Here is a 19,381-nt window from a genome sequence, read left to right on the forward strand (position 1 = left end):
GGCCTGCGGAGACTGGGAGAGGTTGCATTCACCGAGCCGCCACAGGCGGTTCGGAATGCAGCGCAGCACCTACCACCCGAAAGAGTTCAGGTAGTAATAATACGCAGCGATGGGTGTGATAAAGGTGTTCATGGGCGACAAAGCTAACCGGTTCAGCAGGAAAGTCAAGCGAAACGGCAAATCACTAGAATTCCTTTCTTTCAACAGCCTATGACTTTTTCTCGTTTGTAGTGAGAGAAGCGGCCGACGCATAGTCTTCGCATCGTGATTAACGGCAAATCTCCCATGCTTACCTTCAACCCTGTCTTCAAATCGCCACAAGGCTCTCCCATACGAGAGTTGTTCAAGTATCTTTCCGTACCCGGCATGATCTCGCTGGCGGGCGGCTACCCTGCCTCCGATCTGTTTGATGAAGCAGGGCTGGCAGAGGCGATGACAGTGGCCTTTCGCAATCCAGTCGCTTGCCTGCAATATTCCAGCAGTGAAGGCTTGCCGGGACTACGCGAGGCACTTGCTCAGTTGAGCCGCCAGCGTGGTATTCCCTGTGAGGCGGACGATCTGATCGTCACGTCTGGCTCGCAACAAGGGTTTGATTTGCTGGTTCGCGTCCTGCTGTCGCCGGGTGACGCCGTTCTGGTCGAACAACCTACCTACCCCGCTACGCTTCAAGCCTTACGGTTGGCTCAGGCCAGAATAGAAACCGTCGCCTCGGATCTGGACGGTATCGATCCTGCGCAACTGGATAGTCAGCTGACCCGCTGTACGCAGGAGCAACGACCGAAGTTTCTCTATCTTTCCCCCACATTTGCCAACCCTACCGGACTTACGCTTGGTCTGGAACGCCGCCGCGCCTTGCTGGAGGTGGCGATGCGTCATGACCTGCTGATTATCGAAGATGATCCATATGGTGATCTACGCTTTACCGGTGTTGCCATTCCCACGCTGGCAGACCTGGCTCGCACGCAGCCGGAAACCCGAGATCAGGTAGTCTATTTGTCCAGCCTTTCAAAAATCGTGGCGCCTGGGGTTCGTATTGGCTGGATGATAGGGCCTGCCGAGGTACTCAAACGCTGTACGATCGCCAAGCAAACCGCTGACTTGTGTACCTCCGGCTGGATGCAATCCATTGCCGAAGCCTACTTGAAGCAGGGTTTTCTAGAGCGCCATCTACCGGTGCTTACGGCGGCTTACCATGCCAAGTGCCAAGCCCTGGTGAACGGTCTACAGACACACCTTGGCCAACGGTTCGAATGCCAGATACCGGCCGGCGGGCTGTTTGTCTGGGGGCGTTGGTCAGAGGGGCTGGATGCCAAGGCGGTCCTTGAGCAGGCTATTGAGCATAAGGTCATGTACGTTCCAGGCAGCGCCTTCTACGCCGAAGCCCCTGACCACTCTACGGTACGGCTGTCGTTTGCTGCGCCATCGCTCGAGCAGATCGGCCACGCGGTAGAGCGGTTGGCCTTGGCCGTTCAGGCATTCGGGCGTAAAGGCTAACCGACTATACCCGCCTGCCTCCAGGCGTTGACTCTGGCATCGCCGTGGCCCAGAAGATACCGCAACACCTGCTCGGTATGCTCACCGAGCAGCGGTGGATGACGTCGGTACTCCACGGGCGTTCTAGAAAGACGTATCGGGCTTGCCACCTGCGGAACGGTTTGTCCCAGCGGATGCGCCATCGTAAAGGCCAGACTGCGTGCCGCTACCTGCTTATCGGCAAAAACCTGGGCCACTGAATTGATCGGACCACAGGGCACCCCCACCGCTTCGAGCAGGGCGATCCATTCTTCAGTACGCCTGAAAACGGTAACCTGCCGAATCAGCGGAACCAGTTCCATACGATGGACGACCCTCGCCTGGTTGGTGGCAAAACGAGGATCATTCACCCAATCCAGCCGGTCTGCCACCTCGCAGAACCGGCGGAACTGAGCATCATTGCCAATCGTGAGGATCATATCGCCATCAGCTGTTGGAAAGGCTTGATACGGTACGATGTTGGGATGGGCATTGCCAAGGCGCGTTGGCGACTCACCGGAGACCAGATAATTCATGGCCTGGTTGGCCAAGCAGGCCACTTCAACATCGAGCAACGCCATGTCGATATGCTGCCCTTCACCGGTCTGAGTCCGATGGTTCAGCGCAGCCAGAACAGCAACCGTGGCATACAGCCCCGTCAGGATATCTACCAGCGCAACCCCTGTCTTGACCGGGCCACCGCCCTCGTCATCATCCGGATGGCCTGTCAGACTCATAAGGCCGCCAAGCCCCTGTATCAAGAAGTCATAGCCTGCCCGCTGTGCATAAGGGCCGCTCTGACCAAAACCGGTAATCGAGCAGTAGATCATTTCCGGGTTAAGAGCACTGAGCGAGGCGTAGTCCAGGCCATAGGCTGACAAGCCTCCAACCTTGAAATTTTCTAGCACCACATCGGATTTAACAGCCAGATCCCGAAGGATCTGCTGACCGTCGGGCTGGGTGAAGTCTACGGCTATCGACTGTTTGTTGCGATTGGCTGACAGAAAATAGGCCGACTCGCCCGTGTTCGCCCCTAGCGGGTCTTTTAAAAAGGGCGGCCCCCAATGACGTGTATCATCTCCTCGCCCGGGGCGCTCGACTTTGATGACTTCTGCCCCCAGGTCCGCCAGGATTTGTCCGGCCCAAGGCCCGGCAAGAACCCGTGACAGGTCTAGGACTCGTAAGCCTGCAAGTGCTCCAGCCATGAGCCAGCCTCCCTGAGAGTGATCAAAAGAAGGCCTGGATACCGGTCTGTGCCCGTCCCAGGATGAGCGCGTGCACATCATGGGTTCCCTCGTAGGTGTTGACCACCTCAAGATTAACCAGATGCCGCGCAATGCCAAATTCGTCAGAGATACCATTGCCTCCAAGCATGTCCCGGGCCATACGGGCAACGTCCAGTGCCTTGCCACAACTGTTGCGTTTCATGATTGAAGTGATCTCCACAGCGGCCGTCCCCTCGTCCTTCATTCGTCCCAGACGCAGGCAGCCTTGCAGGGCCAACGTGATATCGGTTTGCATGTCGGCCAGCTTCTTTTGAATGAGCTGATTTGCAGCAAGAGGTCGACCAAACTGCTTGCGATCAAGGGTGTATTGTCGAGCGGTGTGCCAGCAGAACTCGGCCGCACCCAATGCGCCCCAGCTGATCCCGTACCGGGCGGAATTGAGGCAGGTAAAGGGACCTTTCAGGCCGCGTATTTCTGGAAATCGGTTTTCCTCAGGGACAAAGACGTTATCCATTACGATTTCTCCCGTTACTGAGGCACGCAGTCCCACCTTGCCGTGAATGGCAGGTGCGGTGAGACCTTTCCAGCCTTTTTCCAGAATGAATCCGCGGATATCACCGGCCTCATCCTTGGCCCATACAACAAACACATCGGCAATCGGACTGTTGGTAATCCAGGTCTTGCTACCGGTGAGGCGATAGCCGCCCTCTACCTTTTTTGCCCGGCTAGCCATTGAGCCTGGGTCAGAGCCATGGTCCGGCTCTGTCAGTCCAAAGCAACCAATCCATTCGCCTGAGGCCAACCTTGGCAGGTATTTCTGGCGTTGTGCCTGAGTACCAAATTCATAGATAGGCACCATGACCAGAGACGACTGAACACTCATCATGGAGCGGTATCCTGAGTCGATCCGTTCTACCTCACGGGCGATCAAGCCGTAACACACATAATTAAGTCCACTGCCGCCGTATTCACTAGGGATCGTGGCGCCAAGCAAGCCTGCCTCCCCCATTTCGCGGAAAATCGACGGGTCGGTCTGCTCATGCCGGAACGCCTCCAGGACACGAGGCGCCAGTTGGGCCTGTGCAAATTGCGCGGCGCTGTTGCGTACCATCCGCTCTTCATCGCTGAGCTGTTGCTCAAGCAGGAGAGGATCTTCCCAATTGAACGGTGCATTGGCTGCCATTGCAGGTCACTCCGGTGATCTTGTTGTGAAGCAAGGCTAGAAGACGCCTAACTGTGCTGCAACCGAGCAATGTGCACAGGGTTGTGCGTAAAACTCACTTCACGCCATGATGATTACCGCTGCTGTAGGCATTTGTCTGTGAGCAAGAGGTACATGTGAGAAGAAAAATACCCAGTACGGCTGCGCTGATTGCCTTTGAGGCTGCTGCCAGACACCAGAGTTTTACCCGGGCCGCAGATGAGTTGGCTCTGACACAAAGTGCGGTATGCCGGCAGATTGCAGGTTTGGAGAGCTTTCTGGGCATTGAGCTGTTTCGCCGTACTCGCCGGGGTGTTCTACTTACTGAAGCGGGATTATCCTATAGCCGGCAGGTAGCCCAGCACCTGGATGCAGCCGAGCGGGACGCTCTGGCTGTTATGGGCAAGCATGGCTCAGGCCGGCTCGAACTCGCGGTAGTACCCACCTTTGGGACACAATGGCTCCTGCCACGCCTTAAGCGGTTTCAAGTACTTCATCCAGACATAACGGTCAATCTGACCAACCGTACCCGCCCTTTTCTCTTTGCCGACACCGATTTCGATGCCGCGCTTTACTGTGGAGACGGTGAGTGGTCAGGCACACAAACCCATTTTCTCATGCACGAATACCCAGTGCCGGTGTGCAGTCCGGCACTGGTCGATCACAAGGATGGCATTACCGCTCAGGCTGTTGCAGCGCTTCCGCTGCTGCAACAGACCACACGGCCTTATGCCTGGCGACAATGGTTTAATGCGCAGGGCCTGTCATTCCCTCATGACCTGCATGGTCCGCGTTACGAGCTGTTTTCCATGCTGGCTCAGGCCGCCATCCATGAAATGGGGGTTGCGCTGATTCCACCGTTCCTTATCCAGAACGAGCTGGAGCAGGAGCGGCTTACCATCTTGAATACCTCTAGCTACCGCAGTGACCGTGCGTATTATCTTGCTATCCCCGAGCGTACGACCACATCTCAAGCATTACAGTCCTTTCGCGACTGGCTGCTTGGCGAGGCACAGGAGTACCGCACAGGCAGCTTATTATCAGAACACGGCATGGAAGAGCCAGTACAGCAACCCTGAAAGCATCATCGCGGCGGGTAAGGTAAATACCCAGGCCAGGGCCAGGTTGCGTACCGTAGACATCTGCAGGCCACTGCCATTGGCTGCCATGGTTCCCGCTACACCCGAGGACAAGACATGCGTGGTCGAGACAGGCAGGCCATACAGGTCGGCTGCGCCAATAGTAGCCATAGCGACCAGCTCGGCACTGGCGCCTTGAGCATAGGTCAAGTGCGTCTTACCAATGCGCTCGCCCACGGTAATGACGATCCGTCGCCACCCAACCAGGGTGCCCATACCCAGCGCAATGGCTACCGCCACCTTTACCCAAAGTGGAATGAACCGTGTCGCCTCATCGATCTGGCGTTTGAATTCATTGAGATTGTTGCGCGTGTCGTCGGAAAAGGTATCGAGCTTTTGTTTCTTGAGCAGGCTGATGCTTTCTGAAGTCAGGTACATGTCGTTACGCACGTTCATCATGGCCTGGGCAGGTACGTTGGCCAGCGTGCCGTAACTTTTCACCTCATCGGCGATCAACCCGGTCACTGCACCCAACGCCGGAATGACCTCCTCCGTGGACTTGCGGGTACGTACATATTCCAGAAGTACGCCACGTGGATCGGCCGGTGCAGCGCCAGGTACGTCCTTTACAATTCCTTGTTGAGTCACCTGAGCTACAGCAACGAACTGCGGCGTTTGCGTGGCGGGCACTGCACGGTTCAGCGCATAGGCCATTGGCAAGGTACCTACCAGGATCAGCATGATGAGCCCCATTCCCTTCTGACCGTCATTGGAGCCGTGGGCAAACGACACGCCGGTGCAGGTAAGGATCAACATCCCCCGAATCCAGAACGGGGGCGGCTGAGTGCCTTTGGGCTCCTGATAGAGTGCCTTTTGCTTGACCAGCATACGCAATGTCAGCAGCAGGAGCGCCGCACAGATAAATCCTACCAGGGGTGAGAAAAGAAGCGCATACCCCACCTTCAGCGCCTGACTCCAATCTACCCCGCTGCTGCCGTCTCGCCCTTCCAGCCAGGCATTGGTCAGCCCGACGCCCAGAATCGAACCAATCAAGGTATGGGATGACGACGCTGGCAACCCAAGCCACCATGTTCCCAAATTCCAGACAATGGCGGCAATCAGCAAGGCAAAGATCATTGCAAAGCCATTGCTGGAGCCGACCTGCAAGATGAGGTCAACCGGCAACAGTGCAATGATGCCGAATGCCACGGCGCCGCTGGAAAGCATCACACCCATGAAATTCCAAAAACCGGACCACACGACAGCGACCTGGGCAGGCAGTGAATGCGTATAGATAACGGTAGCAACTGCATTGGCCGTATCGTGGAACCCATTGACGAATTCGAATCCAAGCGCAATGACTAGAGCCAGGCCCAGCAATGCGAACGGCAACCAGGTGGTAGCCACTGATCCGGCTTCACGGACATCACTGACAATACCGTAGGAACTGATGAGAATGCCGGCAAAAAGCAATGAGAAAAATAGGAAAACACTTCGGCGACTGAACGTCTGGTCCAGCCGGGGACGCGTGGCTGCGGGGGCCGCATCATGAGCCTGGATCGTCGACATACGAGGGAACCTTATAGGACTGTTCACCTCACGCTATGCCCTCTTTGTGACATTTTGTATGCAAATATCGACCGTTTGTCCTTAAAGCGTCATCTTGTCATGAATGTTTCTTCTAGACATTTTGGGTACTGCTCAGACCCGCCGCCAATGATCGAAACCTAGTGTCAGGTATTCAGACGCCATTTACTGCAAAAGACGCTAGCCACTTATAAGTCAGGCCTTTCATCAGTAGTGCGTCTGGTAAACCAGGCGGGTCGTTGATCTCAAGCGACCCGCCTTGCCGGCTTATCCAGCCGGCATCTGTTTAGAAGATACTGATTGGGTAGTCGATGAAGATACGCACTTCGTTACCGTCATCGTTGTAGGAGCGGACATTGTTCGACGTGCGCAGGATGGAGTTACGCAGACGTACTGAAAGGTCCTTGGCCGGGCCGTTCTGAACAACATATTTCACCTGATTGAACAGCTCGCGCTCCTTACCACGTCCATCTCCGGCATCGATATGATCACCGCGAACATAAGCCAGCTGATAGCTCAGGCCCGGAACCCCATAGGTGGAGAAATCCAGCCCATAGCCCAACTGCCAGGAACGCTCGTCCTTGGCGTTGAAGTCCGACCAGTAGGAGTTGGCAAGAAAGATCGTCATGCCGCCGTCACCTATGCCGCCCGCGTTCTGATACCAGCCGTAGGGATAGCCAATATCACCCGTGCTGCGCTGGTGCGCCAGAGTGAAGGAGTGAGGCCCTACCGAGTAGGTAGCCGCCAGACTCCAGATCTTGTTGTCGCGGGCATCGGCATCACCTGAATAAGTCTGGGCAAAGCTCTTGTCCAGCCGCGTCTTATAGCCATTGAAGTCAAACGTCAGAGACTGGTCCTTATCGATGGGCAGGACGTAGTTCAGGTTGATGTACTGCTTTTTCAGGACGTCTTTGACATCGGACGCATAAAGCGATGCCATGAACTGATCCGTGAACTTGTAGCTGCCACCGATGACATCGATCTTTTTCAGCCCACCGCTATCACGTCCCTCGGCACTCTTGCGGGACTCCTCGGTGAAACGCCCTACGTTGAAGACAAGCCCATCGATTTCCTTCGAGGTAATCAGCGTACCGGTATAACTTTCCGGCAATAGGCGTGAGGTGTCCGAGTTCAAGACCGGCAGCGCCGGCATCTGATCACCGTAGGTGATGGTCGTGTTGGAAAAACGTGCCTTGATCGAGGCGCCGCCCTTGGCGATATCGCTGGCCGCCTCACCGCTGTCGCCCTGTTTGAAGAAATCGATACCGCCAGCACCCGAGCGGCCTTTGCCACCGTCTAGGCGCAGACCGTACAAAGCAAATGCGTCGACGCCAAACCCTACGGTACCTTGTGTAAATCCAGATGCAAAATTGGCTGTTACGCCCTGCCCCCACTCCGCCTTGTCTTGATTACCGTGCTTATAGTCACGGTTCATGTAGGCGTTGCGCAGGAACAGTTTGAGGCTGCTGTCCTCAATGAACCCGTTGGAGGTCTGGGTTTCAGCTGCCAATGCCTGGGTAGCACTCAATACGCCACAAGCAATCAAGGTAATCCGTTTGTTTAACATCTACTGCCGTTCCTTTCTGACTAATACGGTGTGACGATCAGGCGTGTTTCTATAGGTCTTTCCTGACGGACTGGAAGGATTCCCGCACACGTGAATGACAGGAATGCTCATGGCTTACCGGTTGGGTGCCGCCTCGGCGGGTAAGCCTACGCGAGCGTTCCAAAAGCCTCATAAGGCCTGGCAAATCATGAGCTCTCTCGTGAAAGGGTATGTACGAGAGCAGCCACCTCGCACCCGCAAGAAAACAGGTGCCTGTTCTTCTCTACTGGTGATCGCAAAGCGATAGGCCATTGTACTGCCATATCAGGGGGTTATGTAACTGTAAGAAAAGGTTGCCGAACATGAATAGGTTTCAGGTTAACGCCGACGCCAAACGTGCTTGCCGACGCGTTTGGCCCGGCCATATCAAGCCGTATAAACGGCTCGGTTAGTGCAGCAAGCGTGTAATGTGAATCCTCCTGAGCCAAAAGATGTCTATACCTCATCAAGGGCGCCTGTTCGCGCTTGGAGTTTGGCAATCTGATTATCACGGGAGATACGATGACGGCACATCCAGCACCGGGCATCCTCAATACAATAGAAGGTCAGCGGCTTTCCGGCGTAGATGCCGAGCACTGGCGGAAATGGGGTCCCTACCTGAGTGAACGCCAATGGGCAACGGTGCGTGAGGACTATAGTGCCGATGGCAACGCCTGGAGCTATTTCCCGCACGAACATGCACGCAGCCGTGCCTATCGCTGGGGTGAGGACGGGCTGGCCGGTTTCTCGGATGTAGCCCAGCAGTGGTGCCTGGCGCTGGGGCTCTGGAATGAGCGCGACCCTTTCATCAAGGAACGTCTGTTCGGCCTGACGAACGCCGAAGGCAACCATGGCGAAGACGTCAAGGAACTGTACTTCTATCTGGATGGCGTTCCAAGCCACTCCTACATGCGCATGCTCTACAAGTATCCTCACGCCGAGTTTCCTTACGCTGACCTCGTAGAAGAAAACGGTCGCCGTGGGCTGGGAGATGCAGAGTACGAAATTCTCGATACGGGTGTCTTCAACGACAACCGCTATTTCGATGTAACCGTTGAATACGCCAAGAACACGCCGGACGATGTGCTGATGCGTGTCACGGTGGTAAACCGCTCTACCGAGGCGGCACGCCTACATGTCATGCCCCACCTATGGACACGCAACACCTGGGTATGGACCGGAGCGCCGCAGCGACCGCTGCTATCCATCATGGACGACGGAAAAGTCAAGGCAACTAACTACAACTGGGCGGATTATATCGCTACCGCATGGGGTGACGTCACGCCCGAATGGATCTTCTGCAACAACGAAACCAACAAACCAAAGCTGGAGGGCGTCGAGGCGGCCGGTCCGTTCAAGGATGGCATCAACGATTACGTGGTGAGTGGGGATGAGCAGACGATTCGCCGAGACTCTGGCAGCAAGGTCGCTGCACGGTTCGTACTGGATCTTCAGGGAAATGCCCGGTCGGTTATCTATATGCGATTTGCACCAGAAACCGCTGACCCTCATCTCGATGTAAAAGCGGTCTTCGCCAAACGTCGCGCTGAAGCAGACGCGTTTTACGCAGAGTTGCAACACAACATCATCGATGAGGATGCTCGTAATGTGCAGCGACAGGCCATTGCCGGCCTGCTTTGGTCCAAACAGCTCTACTATTTTGAAGTCAACCGCTGGATTGATGGTGATCCCAATCGTCCTGCCCCGCCCCAGGAGCGCAAGAGCGGTCGCAATACTCAGTGGCGGCATCTCGTCAATTTCGACATCGTATCAATGCCGGACAAGTGGGAATACCCCTGGTATGCCTCATGGGATCTTGCGTTCCAGGCGGTGGCCTATGCCATGATCGATCCGGGCTTTGCCAAACAGCAACTTCTTCTGTTAGTCAAAGACCGCTTCATGCACCCCAACGGGCAGCTACCGGCCTACGAATGGAACTTTGAGGATGCCAATCCTCCCGTACACGCTTGGGCTTGCTGGCATGTTTATCAGCAAGAAAAAGCACTGACGGGACACGGTGATCGCGAGTTTCTGGAGCGCGTTTTCCATAAGCTTTTGCTCAACTTTTCCTGGTGGGTCAATCGCAAGGATGCCGAAGGCCGCAATCTCTTCCAGGGGGGCTTCCTGGGCCTGGATAACATCGGCATTTTCGACCGTTCCGCCGTCTTGCCGCCCGGCTCTCACTTGGATCAGGCCGATGGAACTGCGTGGATGGCTGCCTACGCGCTTGACCTGATGCGCATTGCACTGGAGCTGGCCAAGGAAAACCCGGTATACGTCGACATTGGTGTGAAGTTCTTCGAGCACTTCCTGCATATCGCCGGCGCGATCAACGCGGGTGAAGAGCGCCATGATGGACTCTGGGATGAGCAGGACGAATTCTTCTATGATGTGCTGCACCGTGGCGATGGCACCTGTGAGCCGATGCGGCTGCGCTCGATCGTAGGACTCATCCCGCTGTTCGCCGTGCAGGTATTAGAGTCCAAGGAATATGAAGGCCTGCCTGGCGTGCGGGATCGTCTGAAGGAGTTCGTACGGCAACGTCCTGATTTGGCACGACTGGTTTCCCGTTGGACCGAGCCCGGTCAGGGCAACCGATTCCTGCTGGCGCTGCTGCGTGGCCAGCGGACCAAGAGTCTCCTGGCGCGAATGCTGGATGAGAAGGAGTTTCTGTCACCATTCGGCATCCGCTCACTGTCCAAGGTACATGCCGAAGCCCCCTTCGAGATGCGGCAGGAAGACGGCTCCATGCTTAGCGCACGTTATCAACCCGCCGAATCTGACTCCCGGCTATATGGCGGTAACTCCAATTGGCGGGGACCGCTGTGGATGCCGATCAACTATATGTTGATCGAATCGCTGCATGAGTTCTACCTGTATTACTCGGACAACTTCTCAGTAGAGTATCCGACTGGCTCCGGCTACCTCGCCTCCCTGGAAGAGGTAGCCAGCGGCCTGAGCGAGCGCTTGACACGCATGTTCCTCAAGGATGAAAACGGCCACCGTCCCAGCATGATGGCCTATCCACAGCTCCAGAATGATCCAGACTGTGCAGACCTTGTGCTTTTCCATGAGTATTTCCATGGTGAGAACGGGCGCGGTCTTGGAGCTTCCCACCAGACCGGCTGGAGCGCACTGGTCGCGCTGCTGCTTCAGCCTCGTTGATAGCGGTGCATGAAAGGCCGGACCTCGTCCGGCCTTTTTACAACCGGCATTTCAATGCAACCCAGCAGCCTTTAGTATCCATAGCGATGTGCACGCGCGGTTCCACCGGTTCAATGTGCTACGCCTTATAACAATCCCAACAAGGAGACCTTGATGTTCGCCCGATGGACATTGCCATTTGCTGCAGCGGTATCGCTTTTTACCTGCATGCTTCTGACCCCTGCACCTACGTTTGCGGCCTCAAGCCCTGCCGTGGAGGCCAGGCATGGAATGGTCGTCTCGTCGCAACAGCTGGCTTCCCAGGTAGGCGTGGATATTCTCAAGAAAGGGGGTAACGCCATCGACGCCGCCGTTGCTGTCGGTTATGCGCAGGCCGTGGTCAATCCCTGTTGCGGCAATATCGGTGGCGGTGGCTTCATGACAATCCACTTGGCGGATGGCAAAGATACCTTTATCGACTTTCGCGAAAAGGCGCCTGCTGCCGCCAGTGCAGATATGTATCTCGATAGCAACGGCAAGGTCCGTAAAGACGCCAGCCTATATGGCTATCTGGCCGCTGGCGTGCCCGGTACGGTATTGGGCCTGGACACCGCTCACCAGCGGTACGGCAAGCTGACCCGAGAGCAGGTCATGGCGCCGGCGATCCGGCTGGCACGGGAAGGCTTTGTATTGACCCGGGCGGATACCGATATCCTCGACACTACCGTTGAACGCTTCAAGCATGATCCGGAAGCCGCACGACTTTTCCTGCGCAAGGACGGCTCTCCACTTCAGCCGGGTGACCGTCTGATACAGACCGACCTTGCCAACACCCTCGCTGCCATCGCCAAAGAGGGACCGAACGCCTTCTACCAGGGACGCATTCCCCAGGCTGTCGAAAAGGCGGCCAAGGCAGGGGGCGGCATCCTGACGGCAGAGGATTTTGCGCGTTACACCATCAACGAAACCGCACCGCTTACCTGTACCTACCGAGGCTACACCTTTGTGTCTGCCCCACCGCCCAGCTCGGGAGGTGTGACCTTGTGCGAAACCCTCAATATTCTTGAAGGTTATGACCTGAAAAGCATGGGCTTCAATTCGGCGGATTATATCCATACCCTGACCGAAGCCATGCGGCAGGCCTACATGGACCGCAACACCTCTCTGGGCGATCCGGCCTTTGTCGATAATCCCATCGAGCAGCTCACCAGCAAAGATTACGCCGCCCAGGTCCGCAACCGGATTCTTCCCAACAAGGCCACCCCGTCGGCGCAGGTTATTCCAGGCATGGAAACACGAGAAAAGCCAGAGACCACGCACTACTCCATCATGGATGAACACGGAAATGCCGTTTCCACGACCTATACCATCAATGGCCGATTCGGATCAGTCGTTATTGCGCCCGGAACCGGGTTCTTTTTGAATAATGAGATGGATGATTTTACCGTGAAGGTGGGTGAGCAGAACCTGTATGGTCTTGTTCAAGGCACAGCCAATGCGATAGCTCCTGGCAAGCGGCCGCTGTCGTCGATGACGCCCACCCTGATCAACAAAGATGGCAAAACCTTCATGGTTCTGGGCTCACCCGGTGGTTCGCGCATCATCTCTATCACGTTGCAGACCGCCCTTAACGTCATTGATCATGGGATGCCGCCTCAGGAAGCAGTCGATGCGCCACGAATTCATCATCAATGGATGCCGGATGAGGTGTATTACGAGCAACGCGGCGTATCTGCCGATAGCCTCAAGCTCCTGCAGGAGATGGGCTATACCATGGTGCAGCAGACACCATGGGGAGCAGCCGAGTTGATCATGGTGGGCCTGCCGGGTGCGCCTGGTGTCATGGCAGATGACTCCGGCAACGACTCGGCAGTATCCGGGCGGGTGCGGGAAGGCTTTCTTTACGGCTCCAACGACGTACGCCGTCCCGCAGGCGCCGCAATCGGCTATTGAACCCTCCAGGCGGCGCTACCAGTCGCCGCCTGCCTCCGGCATCTCGTATTCCCGGTACTGGGTCACTGCCATGCCGATCTCCGGATCGTCATGGAGGGTTGGCTCCTGACTCAGTCGTTCGACCAGAAAATCGATAAACACCTTGAGCTTGGGTTGCAGGTGCCTGGTTGCTGGATAGAGTAGCCAGGCTCCTCCGCAGTATTGCGTCTGGAATGACCACTCAGGCAGCACTTGAACAATCAGGCCCTTGCGTAAGGCGTAGCGCGCGGTGAAATAGGGAAGACTGCCGATACCGATATGGTGCAGCACAGCGTCCAATCGCGCGCCGGTATGATTAGCGGCATAACGGCCGCGAACGTTGACGCTCACGCTCTTGTTGCCTTTTCTGAACCGCCAGCGTGAATCGGCCGGCTCCTGCCCCAGGTAAATGCAGCTGTGCGTTGTCAGCTCCCGAGGATGCTCCGGCGTGCCATGCTCTGCCAGATAATGGGGTGTAGCCGCCAGTAGATGGTCGATCTGCACCAGTTCTCGCCCCATCAGACCGGGCGGTGGCTGATCGGTAATGCGGATAGCCAGGTCCACATCACCATCGATGAGATCGACATAGTGGTCGCTCAGATTCATCTGCACATCCACATGCGGGTAGAGCCGCAAAAATTCGGGCAGGTGCGGATGAATCAGAAATCGCCCTACTGCCTTCGGTACACTCAGGCGGATAACACCCTCCGGCGTCTGACTGAACTGCCCGCTGACCTCCATGACGGCGCGCGCAGCGTTCACCATGTCGACACAGCGCCGATAGACCTCTTCTCCGCTTTCGCTCAAACGAAGCTTGCGTGTCGTCCGGTTGAGCAGGCGTGTCGCCAGGGCTTTTTCAAGCCGGGCTACACTTCGGCTGGTGGAAGACGGTGTCGTGCCCAACTGACGTGCAGCCTCGGAAAAGCTTCCGGTTTCGACGACCTTGACGAAAACAACCATCTCGCCCATTAGCATGATCGATAGATTTGTGCTCACCGCGCAAAAGTCCTTTGGAATGCAGGCGGATTATCACAATATCACCCCTTCCCTAGAATGGGGCAGGCATCTGCTTTGCAAAGGGCTTTAGACATGACTCAGCGTCTGTATTATTCGAGTGACATTCTGGTCATGGAGGTTGAAGTTACCGCCTGTGCCCCTTGGGAAGATCTCTATGCGGTGGAGTTGGCCGCCACGCCCTTCCATCCCCAGGGCGGCGGGCAACCCAGCGATACCGGCTGGCTGGGCGACACAGAGGTCGTCATGGTCAAACAGGACGGCGAGCGTATCGTCCACTACACACGAGAGCCTGTAACACTGGGCTCCGTGCAAGCCCGTGTCGATGAGAACCGACGTCGACTGCATACACACTTGCATTCGGCCGGTCATCTGATCGGTCATATCGGAGAGGCGTTTGGCTGGCAACCCGTCAAGGCACACCATTGGCCAGGAGAAGGCCGTATTGAGTTCATGCCCGGTCAGGAGGCTCGGCCTCTGGATGCAGAGCAGCTGGAATCCTATTTCGACCAGTACGTGCAACAGGATCTACCGGTCAGCATCACCCTCGATGGCGAAGGCCAGCGTAGAGTTGGCTTTGGCGATTTTACGCCTTACGGCTGTGGCGGCACGCATGTTCGCTCCTCGCGGGAGCTTAACGGACTGAAGGATCTCCTGCTCAAGGAAAAGAAAGGAAAACTCTCCGTTCATTACGATGTGACTTCCCCATGACGTGATCACACGATGGTCAGGGTCTGCGACGTGTAACGACCATACGAGCACACCAGGAAGTCACCCTATCACCCAAGGAACCTGCTCATGATGCTTGAAAAGCAGCGTCTCGAGACGTCGTCCATCAACGCTCTCGCTAACGAAGAGGTCATGGCGATCCACGTCAGGCAGTTCATTCCTCAGGAACTGGCGTCGAAGATAGCCCAGCAAATTCTCGGACAGGGTTTCGAAAGCTACCTTAACGCACCCAGTATCGGCCGTATCGGCATGGCCTTTTACGAGGCTGAAAATCAGCCGCCCCGGCTGGCGGACTATTTTGAAAGCGTCTACGAAAACATTGAAGAACTGCGACGGCGTTGCCAGCCGTATCTGTCCCCTATCGATCTGCTGCGCTGCACGCTCGATGAAGTCTGGCCTGCGGGCGCCCGGCTGCAAACCCTGTATGGACGCAAGATGTATGTAGGGCTTTCCCGCGTCGTCAAACCGGGCGTTCGCTTCCTTGCCCATCACGACATCTTTGCCAAGGATGCTCCGCAGAGCACCGAGGCCATGAGCCTTGAGGCCCAGATGGCCTGCAACGTTTACCTGAACATGCCAAGCGAGGGCGGCGCCCTGCAGCTCTGGCGAACCGAGCTTACGCCCGATCAGTTCGACGCCCTGCGTGGCACAAGCTATGGGATAGACCCCACCCTGCTGGGACCACCCGATGTTGAAATCCGACCGGAGCCGGGTGACCTCATTCTCTTCAACTCAAGAAAGATGCATGCGGTCACTCCCGGTTCGGACCATTTACGCCTCAGCCTGTCGTGTTTTGTTGGATACCGAGGCGCTGGCAGTCCGTTGACCTTCTGGAGTTGAAATTGACATCCTCTTACTTCACCGAATTTTTAAGCCTTGCCATCATCCATTTTCTGGCGGTGGTCGCACCAGGGCCCGATTTTGCCATCACGGTACGCCAGAGCGTTCGCTACGGACGTCTGGTCGGGCTGTTTACGGCGTTGGGCATCGGAGCAGGCATTTCGGTACATGTGCTCTATACGCTGCTGGGCATCGGTGCCCTGATGCACGCCACTCCCTGGCTGCTCAGTGTTGCAAAAGTCGTTGGGGGCGCCTACATCCTTTATCTAGGCATCAGCCTGCTCAAAAGCAAGCCGACCCAGGCATTGGATGAAGTGCAAGGCGGCACGGTGGCTGTCGATGAGCAAACCATCGGCAAAGCATTCCGTATTGGGTTCCTCACCAATGCTACCAACCCCAAGGCAACCCTGTTTTTTCTGGCGATCTTTACTACCGTGGTGAGCGCACAAACCCCAATGAAAATCCAGGCGCTGTATGGCTTGTGGATGTGTTGTGTGAACGCAGCCTGGTTCATGATCGTCAGCTTTCTGTTTTCGAGCCCTCGTGTGCGACAACTGTTCCTGCGCATGGGGCACTGGTTCGAACGTACGATGGGGCTAGTGCTGGTGTTCTTCGCCGGCCGGTTGTTGCTGTCGATCATCTAAGTGTTTCACGGCTCGATAGCCACAAGCTGCCGGGCCGTGTCGAAACCTGGCTGGAGCGGTTCACTGCACAGCTGTTTGTCCCTACCCCAGCACGGAGCTGAATAGACTCATGCCACAAGCCATTCGATCCTACTCGACCCGTACCGCCGAAAAATTCGTCCTCCGGCTGCCTGAAGGCATGCGTGAGCGTATTGCAGAGGTTGCTCGCAACCACCACCGCAGCATGAACTCCGAAATCATCTCGTACCTGGAGCATAGTCTGGTGCAGGACGGCCTTCTGGAAGCTGATCCCGACATGCGCATGGACAGCCCGACCCTGAGTCTGCACGAACGGGAACTGCTCCAGCGCTTCCGCCAGCTTTCCGGTCGACAGCAGAATGCCCTTATCTCGCTGATTGCCGATGACCTTGAACGCGTAGGCGAGCACTGAACCAAGGTTCTCCCTCCAGGGCTCCCAACTGCTTTACCAGGCTGCCCAGCACCACCGGGCCAGCCAGGGGCACGCGACTATCCGGCCACCCAATCGTGCTCCAGAGGATATGGAGATGCGCCTGGCGACAGCTAAAAAAGCTGTCGCTTTCTTTAACGTAAGGCCCGCACTGGCGGGCTTTGCTCTACGCTCAGAAGCCTTTGCCTGAAAAGCCAGAAACCCATTCAGGCGAAGGCCATGGCCTCATGATGGATTCTCTTTTCCTTCCCGGACAGGCTGGGTACTGTAGCCATGGGTGAGGAATCGCCTGAACCGATCCATACAATTCATGTTACAACCCGCTACGCCCTGATCCGAACATCTGCAAACCTCATGGGGTCGGACCCCAAGGACCGGCCGTAGGCCAGCATGTATCTGGATCATTAGGACGACTTATGCCGTTGTTGAAGCTGCTGCATTTTCTGGGATTGATTGGGTGGTGCGGCAGCCTGCTCTATCTACCGGGCCTGTTGATGGCCCAGGTTCATGACATACACAAGGCCGACAGACCTTATCGGTCTGGTACAGGCGACATTACTTCAGAGCTAGACGCTCCCGTTCCGGCCCTACAGCTGCTAAGGCCTGAGCTGCTGCGCTATGTATTCACGCTCATTGCCACCCCTTGTGCGTTGGTAGCGATTATCAGCGGAACACTTCTGTTCATCCGTCACAGCCTTTTCGATCCCTGGTTGATCCTGAAGCTCAGCCTGGTAGCCGTCATGGTAGTAGGTCACGCCTTATGTGGTGCGCTGATTCTGAAAAGCGATAACCTGGCGCCCAGGACCATACGGGCATGGAGCATAGGCCTGGCGGTTGCGCTCAGTCTGGCTATCGGGGGCACGCTGTATCTTGTCCTGGCCAAGCCAGGTTGGAGCGGCGCATGACCAACCGATCAGCTTTCCACGTCCACCCCAACCGCATGTTCGTAGACCAGACGGCCCCCCAGATAGCTGGCAAGGGAAATCAGTACAGCAGTAACGCCGGTCAGGTAAAAGCTCCAGAGCACGAGCTCTTCACCCCCCTGATACCGCACCATCCAGTTGAGCGAAGCCAGGGACAACATCATTACGGCCAGAATGGCATGGCACCATGCTGTAATACGTCGGCGTATATCCGCCACGGTAGTAATGTCGATCAGTCCGGCGATACTGGCTACCCAACCACCCGTAGCCCCTACACCTGCCAACCACAGTCCGGCTCGTGCCCAGAACTCATCACCCGTCCACCAGAAGCCGAAATCGGCACCCACCAGTGCGATCAGTGCCGCGACGGGAAAGTGAATCAGCATGGGATGAATCGGGTGGCCCGCTACGGCGGCGCGGCTTTCGATGTTATCGGTCGCAGGCATGCAGGACTCTCCAGTCGATGGCAGACCTTTAAATGGACCGCATGGGGACTGACAGTTCCCCTGGTAACCGGCTGTAGCGGTACACAGTCCATGCTCGACCCCTATGGCCCAGCAGCCCGGGCCGTCGCCTGGACCTGGTGGGCCATGTTTGGTTTCTCCGCCGTCGTCCTGGTAGGTGTAGTAGCGCTCTGGTTGATCGGAATGCGTCGCCCGCCGGCAGCTGTACCGGAGGAAAAGGTTGCGCGCTACAACCGCCGCTGGATTGTCTGGGGAGGCATTGTGCTGCCTTGCGTCAGTATCGTGCTATTGCTCAGCTTTGGCATTCCTCAGGGTAAGCGCATGCTGCCGCTGCCAGTGGAAGGCGTACAGCCGCTCAAAGTTGAGGTGATCGGTCATCAGTGGTGGTGGGAAGTGCGCTATCCCGAAAGCGGCGTGGTAACGGCCAACCAGATGAACCTTCCGGCCGGTCGCCCGCTGGATATTCACGTCAGCAGCGCGGACGTGATCCACTCCTTCTGGATTCCGCGCCTGGGCGGAAAGATCGACATGATTCCCGGCCGTACAAACGTCATCCGTCTGGAAGCGGACCGACCAGCGACACACCGCGGGCAATGCAGCGAATTCTGCGGCATGCAGCACACCCACATGATTCTCTACAGCGAGGTCCAGACAGCTGAGGATTTCGCAACCTGGATCCAGGCGCGACAGCAATGGCAGGCGCCTGCGCCAAAGCCCGAAGCCAGAGGCCTCTTTGAGCGCGAGTGTGCCGCCTGTCATCAGGTCAGCGGACTTGAGTCGCCGCTTGGAGGGATCACAGGCGAAACGTTGCTGATAGGGCCGGATCTGGGCGACGTAGGTAGCCGCAGCCACCTGGGCGCCGGAGTGCTCAAAAATGAACCAGGCGCCATTCGCCGCTGGCTTTCAAAGCATCAGACCCTCAAGCCGGAAAACCGCATGCCGCCGCTGGATCACCTGGGGGATACGGAACTCGATGTACTTGCCGACTGGCTGGAGACCCTTACCCCATGAGCG

At 56.7% G+C, this 19,381-nt stretch carries 16 protein-coding genes; 10 read left to right on the plus strand and 6 right to left on the minus strand.

Annotated features, from left to right (window positions below):
• Positions 1-285 precede the first annotated feature (285 nt).
• Positions 286-1,494 carry a PLP-dependent aminotransferase family protein gene (locus tag GM154_RS11030; protein ID WP_219652259.1) on the plus strand — a complete coding sequence of 403 codons (1,209 nt, stop codon included), beginning with the start codon at positions 286-288 and terminating at the stop codon, positions 1,492-1,494.
• Here the strand turns inward: GM154_RS11030 and GM154_RS11035 are convergent.
• Both GM154_RS11035 and GM154_RS11040 read right to left on the minus strand, forming a co-directional pair.
• Positions 1,491-2,717, minus strand: a complete 1,227-nt coding sequence (locus GM154_RS11035; RefSeq protein ID WP_219652260.1) for a CaiB/BaiF CoA-transferase family protein — start codon at positions 2,715-2,717, stop codon at positions 1,491-1,493. The genes GM154_RS11030 and GM154_RS11035 overlap by 4 nt on opposite strands.
• Positions 2,718-2,739: 22 nt before the next feature.
• Positions 2,740-3,921 carry an acyl-CoA dehydrogenase gene (locus GM154_RS11040; RefSeq protein WP_074825723.1) on the minus strand — a complete coding sequence of 394 codons (1,182 nt, stop codon included), beginning with the start codon at positions 3,919-3,921 and terminating at the stop codon, positions 2,740-2,742.
• 155 nt (positions 3,922-4,076) lie between these two features.
• On the opposite strand from GM154_RS11040, the gene GM154_RS11045 reads away from it, so the two are divergent.
• The gene (locus GM154_RS11045; protein ID WP_219652261.1) at positions 4,077-5,018 is read left to right on the plus strand and encodes a LysR substrate-binding domain-containing protein; all 942 of its coding nucleotides are present in this window, start codon (positions 4,077-4,079) and stop codon (positions 5,016-5,018) included.
• Here GM154_RS11045 and GM154_RS11050 read toward each other — a convergent pair.
• Entirely contained in the window at positions 4,980-6,587 is a 1,608-nt protein-coding gene (locus tag GM154_RS11050; RefSeq protein ID WP_010798497.1) for an inorganic phosphate transporter, read from the minus strand. The two genes, GM154_RS11045 and GM154_RS11050, sit on opposite strands and share 39 nt — an antisense overlap.
• A gap of 304 nt (positions 6,588-6,891) precedes the next feature.
• Positions 6,892-8,172, minus strand: a complete 1,281-nt coding sequence (locus GM154_RS11055; protein WP_219652262.1) for an OprD family porin — start codon at positions 8,170-8,172, stop codon at positions 6,892-6,894.
• A gap of 540 nt (positions 8,173-8,712) precedes the next feature.
• Between GM154_RS11055 and GM154_RS11060 the strand changes: the two genes are divergently transcribed.
• Together GM154_RS11060 and ggt are read left to right on the plus strand one after the other, a co-directional pair.
• Positions 8,713-11,355, plus strand: a complete 2,643-nt coding sequence (locus tag GM154_RS11060) for a glucosidase (RefSeq protein ID WP_219652263.1) — start codon at positions 8,713-8,715, stop codon at positions 11,353-11,355.
• A gap of 153 nt (positions 11,356-11,508) precedes the next feature.
• The gene (gene ggt, locus GM154_RS11065) at positions 11,509-13,287 is read left to right on the plus strand and encodes a gamma-glutamyltransferase (protein WP_258019808.1); all 1,779 of its coding nucleotides are present in this window, start codon (positions 11,509-11,511) and stop codon (positions 13,285-13,287) included.
• 15 nt (positions 13,288-13,302) lie between these two features.
• Here the strand turns inward: ggt and GM154_RS11070 are convergent, their stop codons facing one another.
• Complete coding sequence (locus tag GM154_RS11070) at positions 13,303-14,301, minus strand: LysR family transcriptional regulator (RefSeq protein WP_026004127.1); 999 nt, start codon at positions 14,299-14,301, stop codon at positions 13,303-13,305.
• Positions 14,302-14,394: 93 nt separating this feature from the next.
• Between GM154_RS11070 and GM154_RS11075 the strand changes: the two genes are divergently transcribed.
• The 5 genes from GM154_RS11075 (at position 14,395) to GM154_RS11095 (ending at position 17,885) form a co-directional block, all read left to right on the plus strand.
• Complete coding sequence (locus tag GM154_RS11075; protein ID WP_074825713.1) at positions 14,395-15,030, plus strand: hypothetical protein; 636 nt, start codon at positions 14,395-14,397, stop codon at positions 15,028-15,030.
• A gap of 87 nt (positions 15,031-15,117) precedes the next feature.
• Entirely contained in the window at positions 15,118-15,888 is a 771-nt protein-coding gene (locus GM154_RS11080; RefSeq protein ID WP_010798504.1) for a 2OG-Fe(II) oxygenase, read from the plus strand.
• 2 nt (positions 15,889-15,890) lie between these two features.
• Entirely contained in the window at positions 15,891-16,532 is a 642-nt protein-coding gene (locus GM154_RS11085; protein WP_010798505.1) for a LysE family translocator, read from the plus strand.
• A gap of 109 nt (positions 16,533-16,641) precedes the next feature.
• Positions 16,642-16,962 carry an Arc family DNA-binding protein gene (locus GM154_RS11090; RefSeq protein ID WP_010798506.1) on the plus strand — a complete coding sequence of 107 codons (321 nt, stop codon included), beginning with the start codon at positions 16,642-16,644 and terminating at the stop codon, positions 16,960-16,962.
• Positions 16,963-17,396: 434 nt separating this feature from the next.
• Positions 17,397-17,885, plus strand: a complete 489-nt coding sequence (locus tag GM154_RS11095) for a hypothetical protein (protein WP_010798507.1) — start codon at positions 17,397-17,399, stop codon at positions 17,883-17,885.
• 8 nt (positions 17,886-17,893) lie between these two features.
• Here GM154_RS11095 and GM154_RS11100 read toward each other — a convergent pair whose 3' ends face one another.
• Positions 17,894-18,349, minus strand: a complete 456-nt coding sequence (locus GM154_RS11100; protein ID WP_074825705.1) for a DUF2231 domain-containing protein — start codon at positions 18,347-18,349, stop codon at positions 17,894-17,896.
• 90 nt (positions 18,350-18,439) lie between these two features.
• Between GM154_RS11100 and coxB the strand changes: the two genes are divergently transcribed.
• A complete protein-coding gene (gene coxB / locus GM154_RS11105) occupies positions 18,440-19,378 on the plus strand; it encodes a cytochrome c oxidase subunit II (protein ID WP_125889330.1) in 939 nt (312 codons plus the stop codon).
• The last annotated feature ends 3 nt before the right edge of the window (positions 19,379-19,381 follow it).

This window comes from Pseudomonas sp. MAG002Y (assembly GCF_019400845.1).
In the GTDB taxonomy this organism is placed as follows: domain Bacteria; phylum Pseudomonadota; class Gammaproteobacteria; order Pseudomonadales; family Pseudomonadaceae; genus Chryseomonas; species Chryseomonas luteola.

Bases quoted from the DNA above. Each gene is read 5' to 3' on its own strand.
- coxB (WP_125889330.1), top strand. From the start codon at position 18,440: ATGCTCGACCCCTATGGCCCAGCAGCCCGGGCCGTCGCCTGGACCTGG.
- GM154_RS11075 (WP_074825713.1), top strand. From the start codon at position 14,395: ATGACTCAGCGTCTGTATTATTCGAGTGACATTCTGGTCATGGAGGTT.
- GM154_RS11050 (WP_010798497.1), bottom strand. From the start codon at position 6,587: ATGTCGACGATCCAGGCTCATGATGCGGCCCCCGCAGCCACGCGTCCC.
- GM154_RS11060 (WP_219652263.1), top strand. From the start codon at position 8,713: ATGACGGCACATCCAGCACCGGGCATCCTCAATACAATAGAAGGTCAG.
- GM154_RS11055 (WP_219652262.1), bottom strand. From the start codon at position 8,172: ATGTTAAACAAACGGATTACCTTGATTGCTTGTGGCGTATTGAGTGCT.
- GM154_RS11090 (WP_010798506.1), top strand. From the start codon at position 16,642: ATGCCACAAGCCATTCGATCCTACTCGACCCGTACCGCCGAAAAATTC.
- GM154_RS11040 (WP_074825723.1), bottom strand. From the start codon at position 3,921: ATGGCAGCCAATGCACCGTTCAATTGGGAAGATCCTCTCCTGCTTGAG.
- GM154_RS11095 (WP_010798507.1), top strand. From the start codon at position 17,397: ATGCCGTTGTTGAAGCTGCTGCATTTTCTGGGATTGATTGGGTGGTGC.
- GM154_RS11080 (WP_010798504.1), top strand. From the start codon at position 15,118: ATGATGCTTGAAAAGCAGCGTCTCGAGACGTCGTCCATCAACGCTCTC.
- GM154_RS11030 (WP_219652259.1), top strand. From the start codon at position 286: ATGCTTACCTTCAACCCTGTCTTCAAATCGCCACAAGGCTCTCCCATA.
- GM154_RS11100 (WP_074825705.1), bottom strand. From the start codon at position 18,349: ATGCCTGCGACCGATAACATCGAAAGCCGCGCCGCCGTAGCGGGCCAC.
- GM154_RS11035 (WP_219652260.1), bottom strand. From the start codon at position 2,717: ATGGCTGGAGCACTTGCAGGCTTACGAGTCCTAGACCTGTCACGGGTT.
- ggt (WP_258019808.1), top strand. From the start codon at position 11,509: ATGTTCGCCCGATGGACATTGCCATTTGCTGCAGCGGTATCGCTTTTT.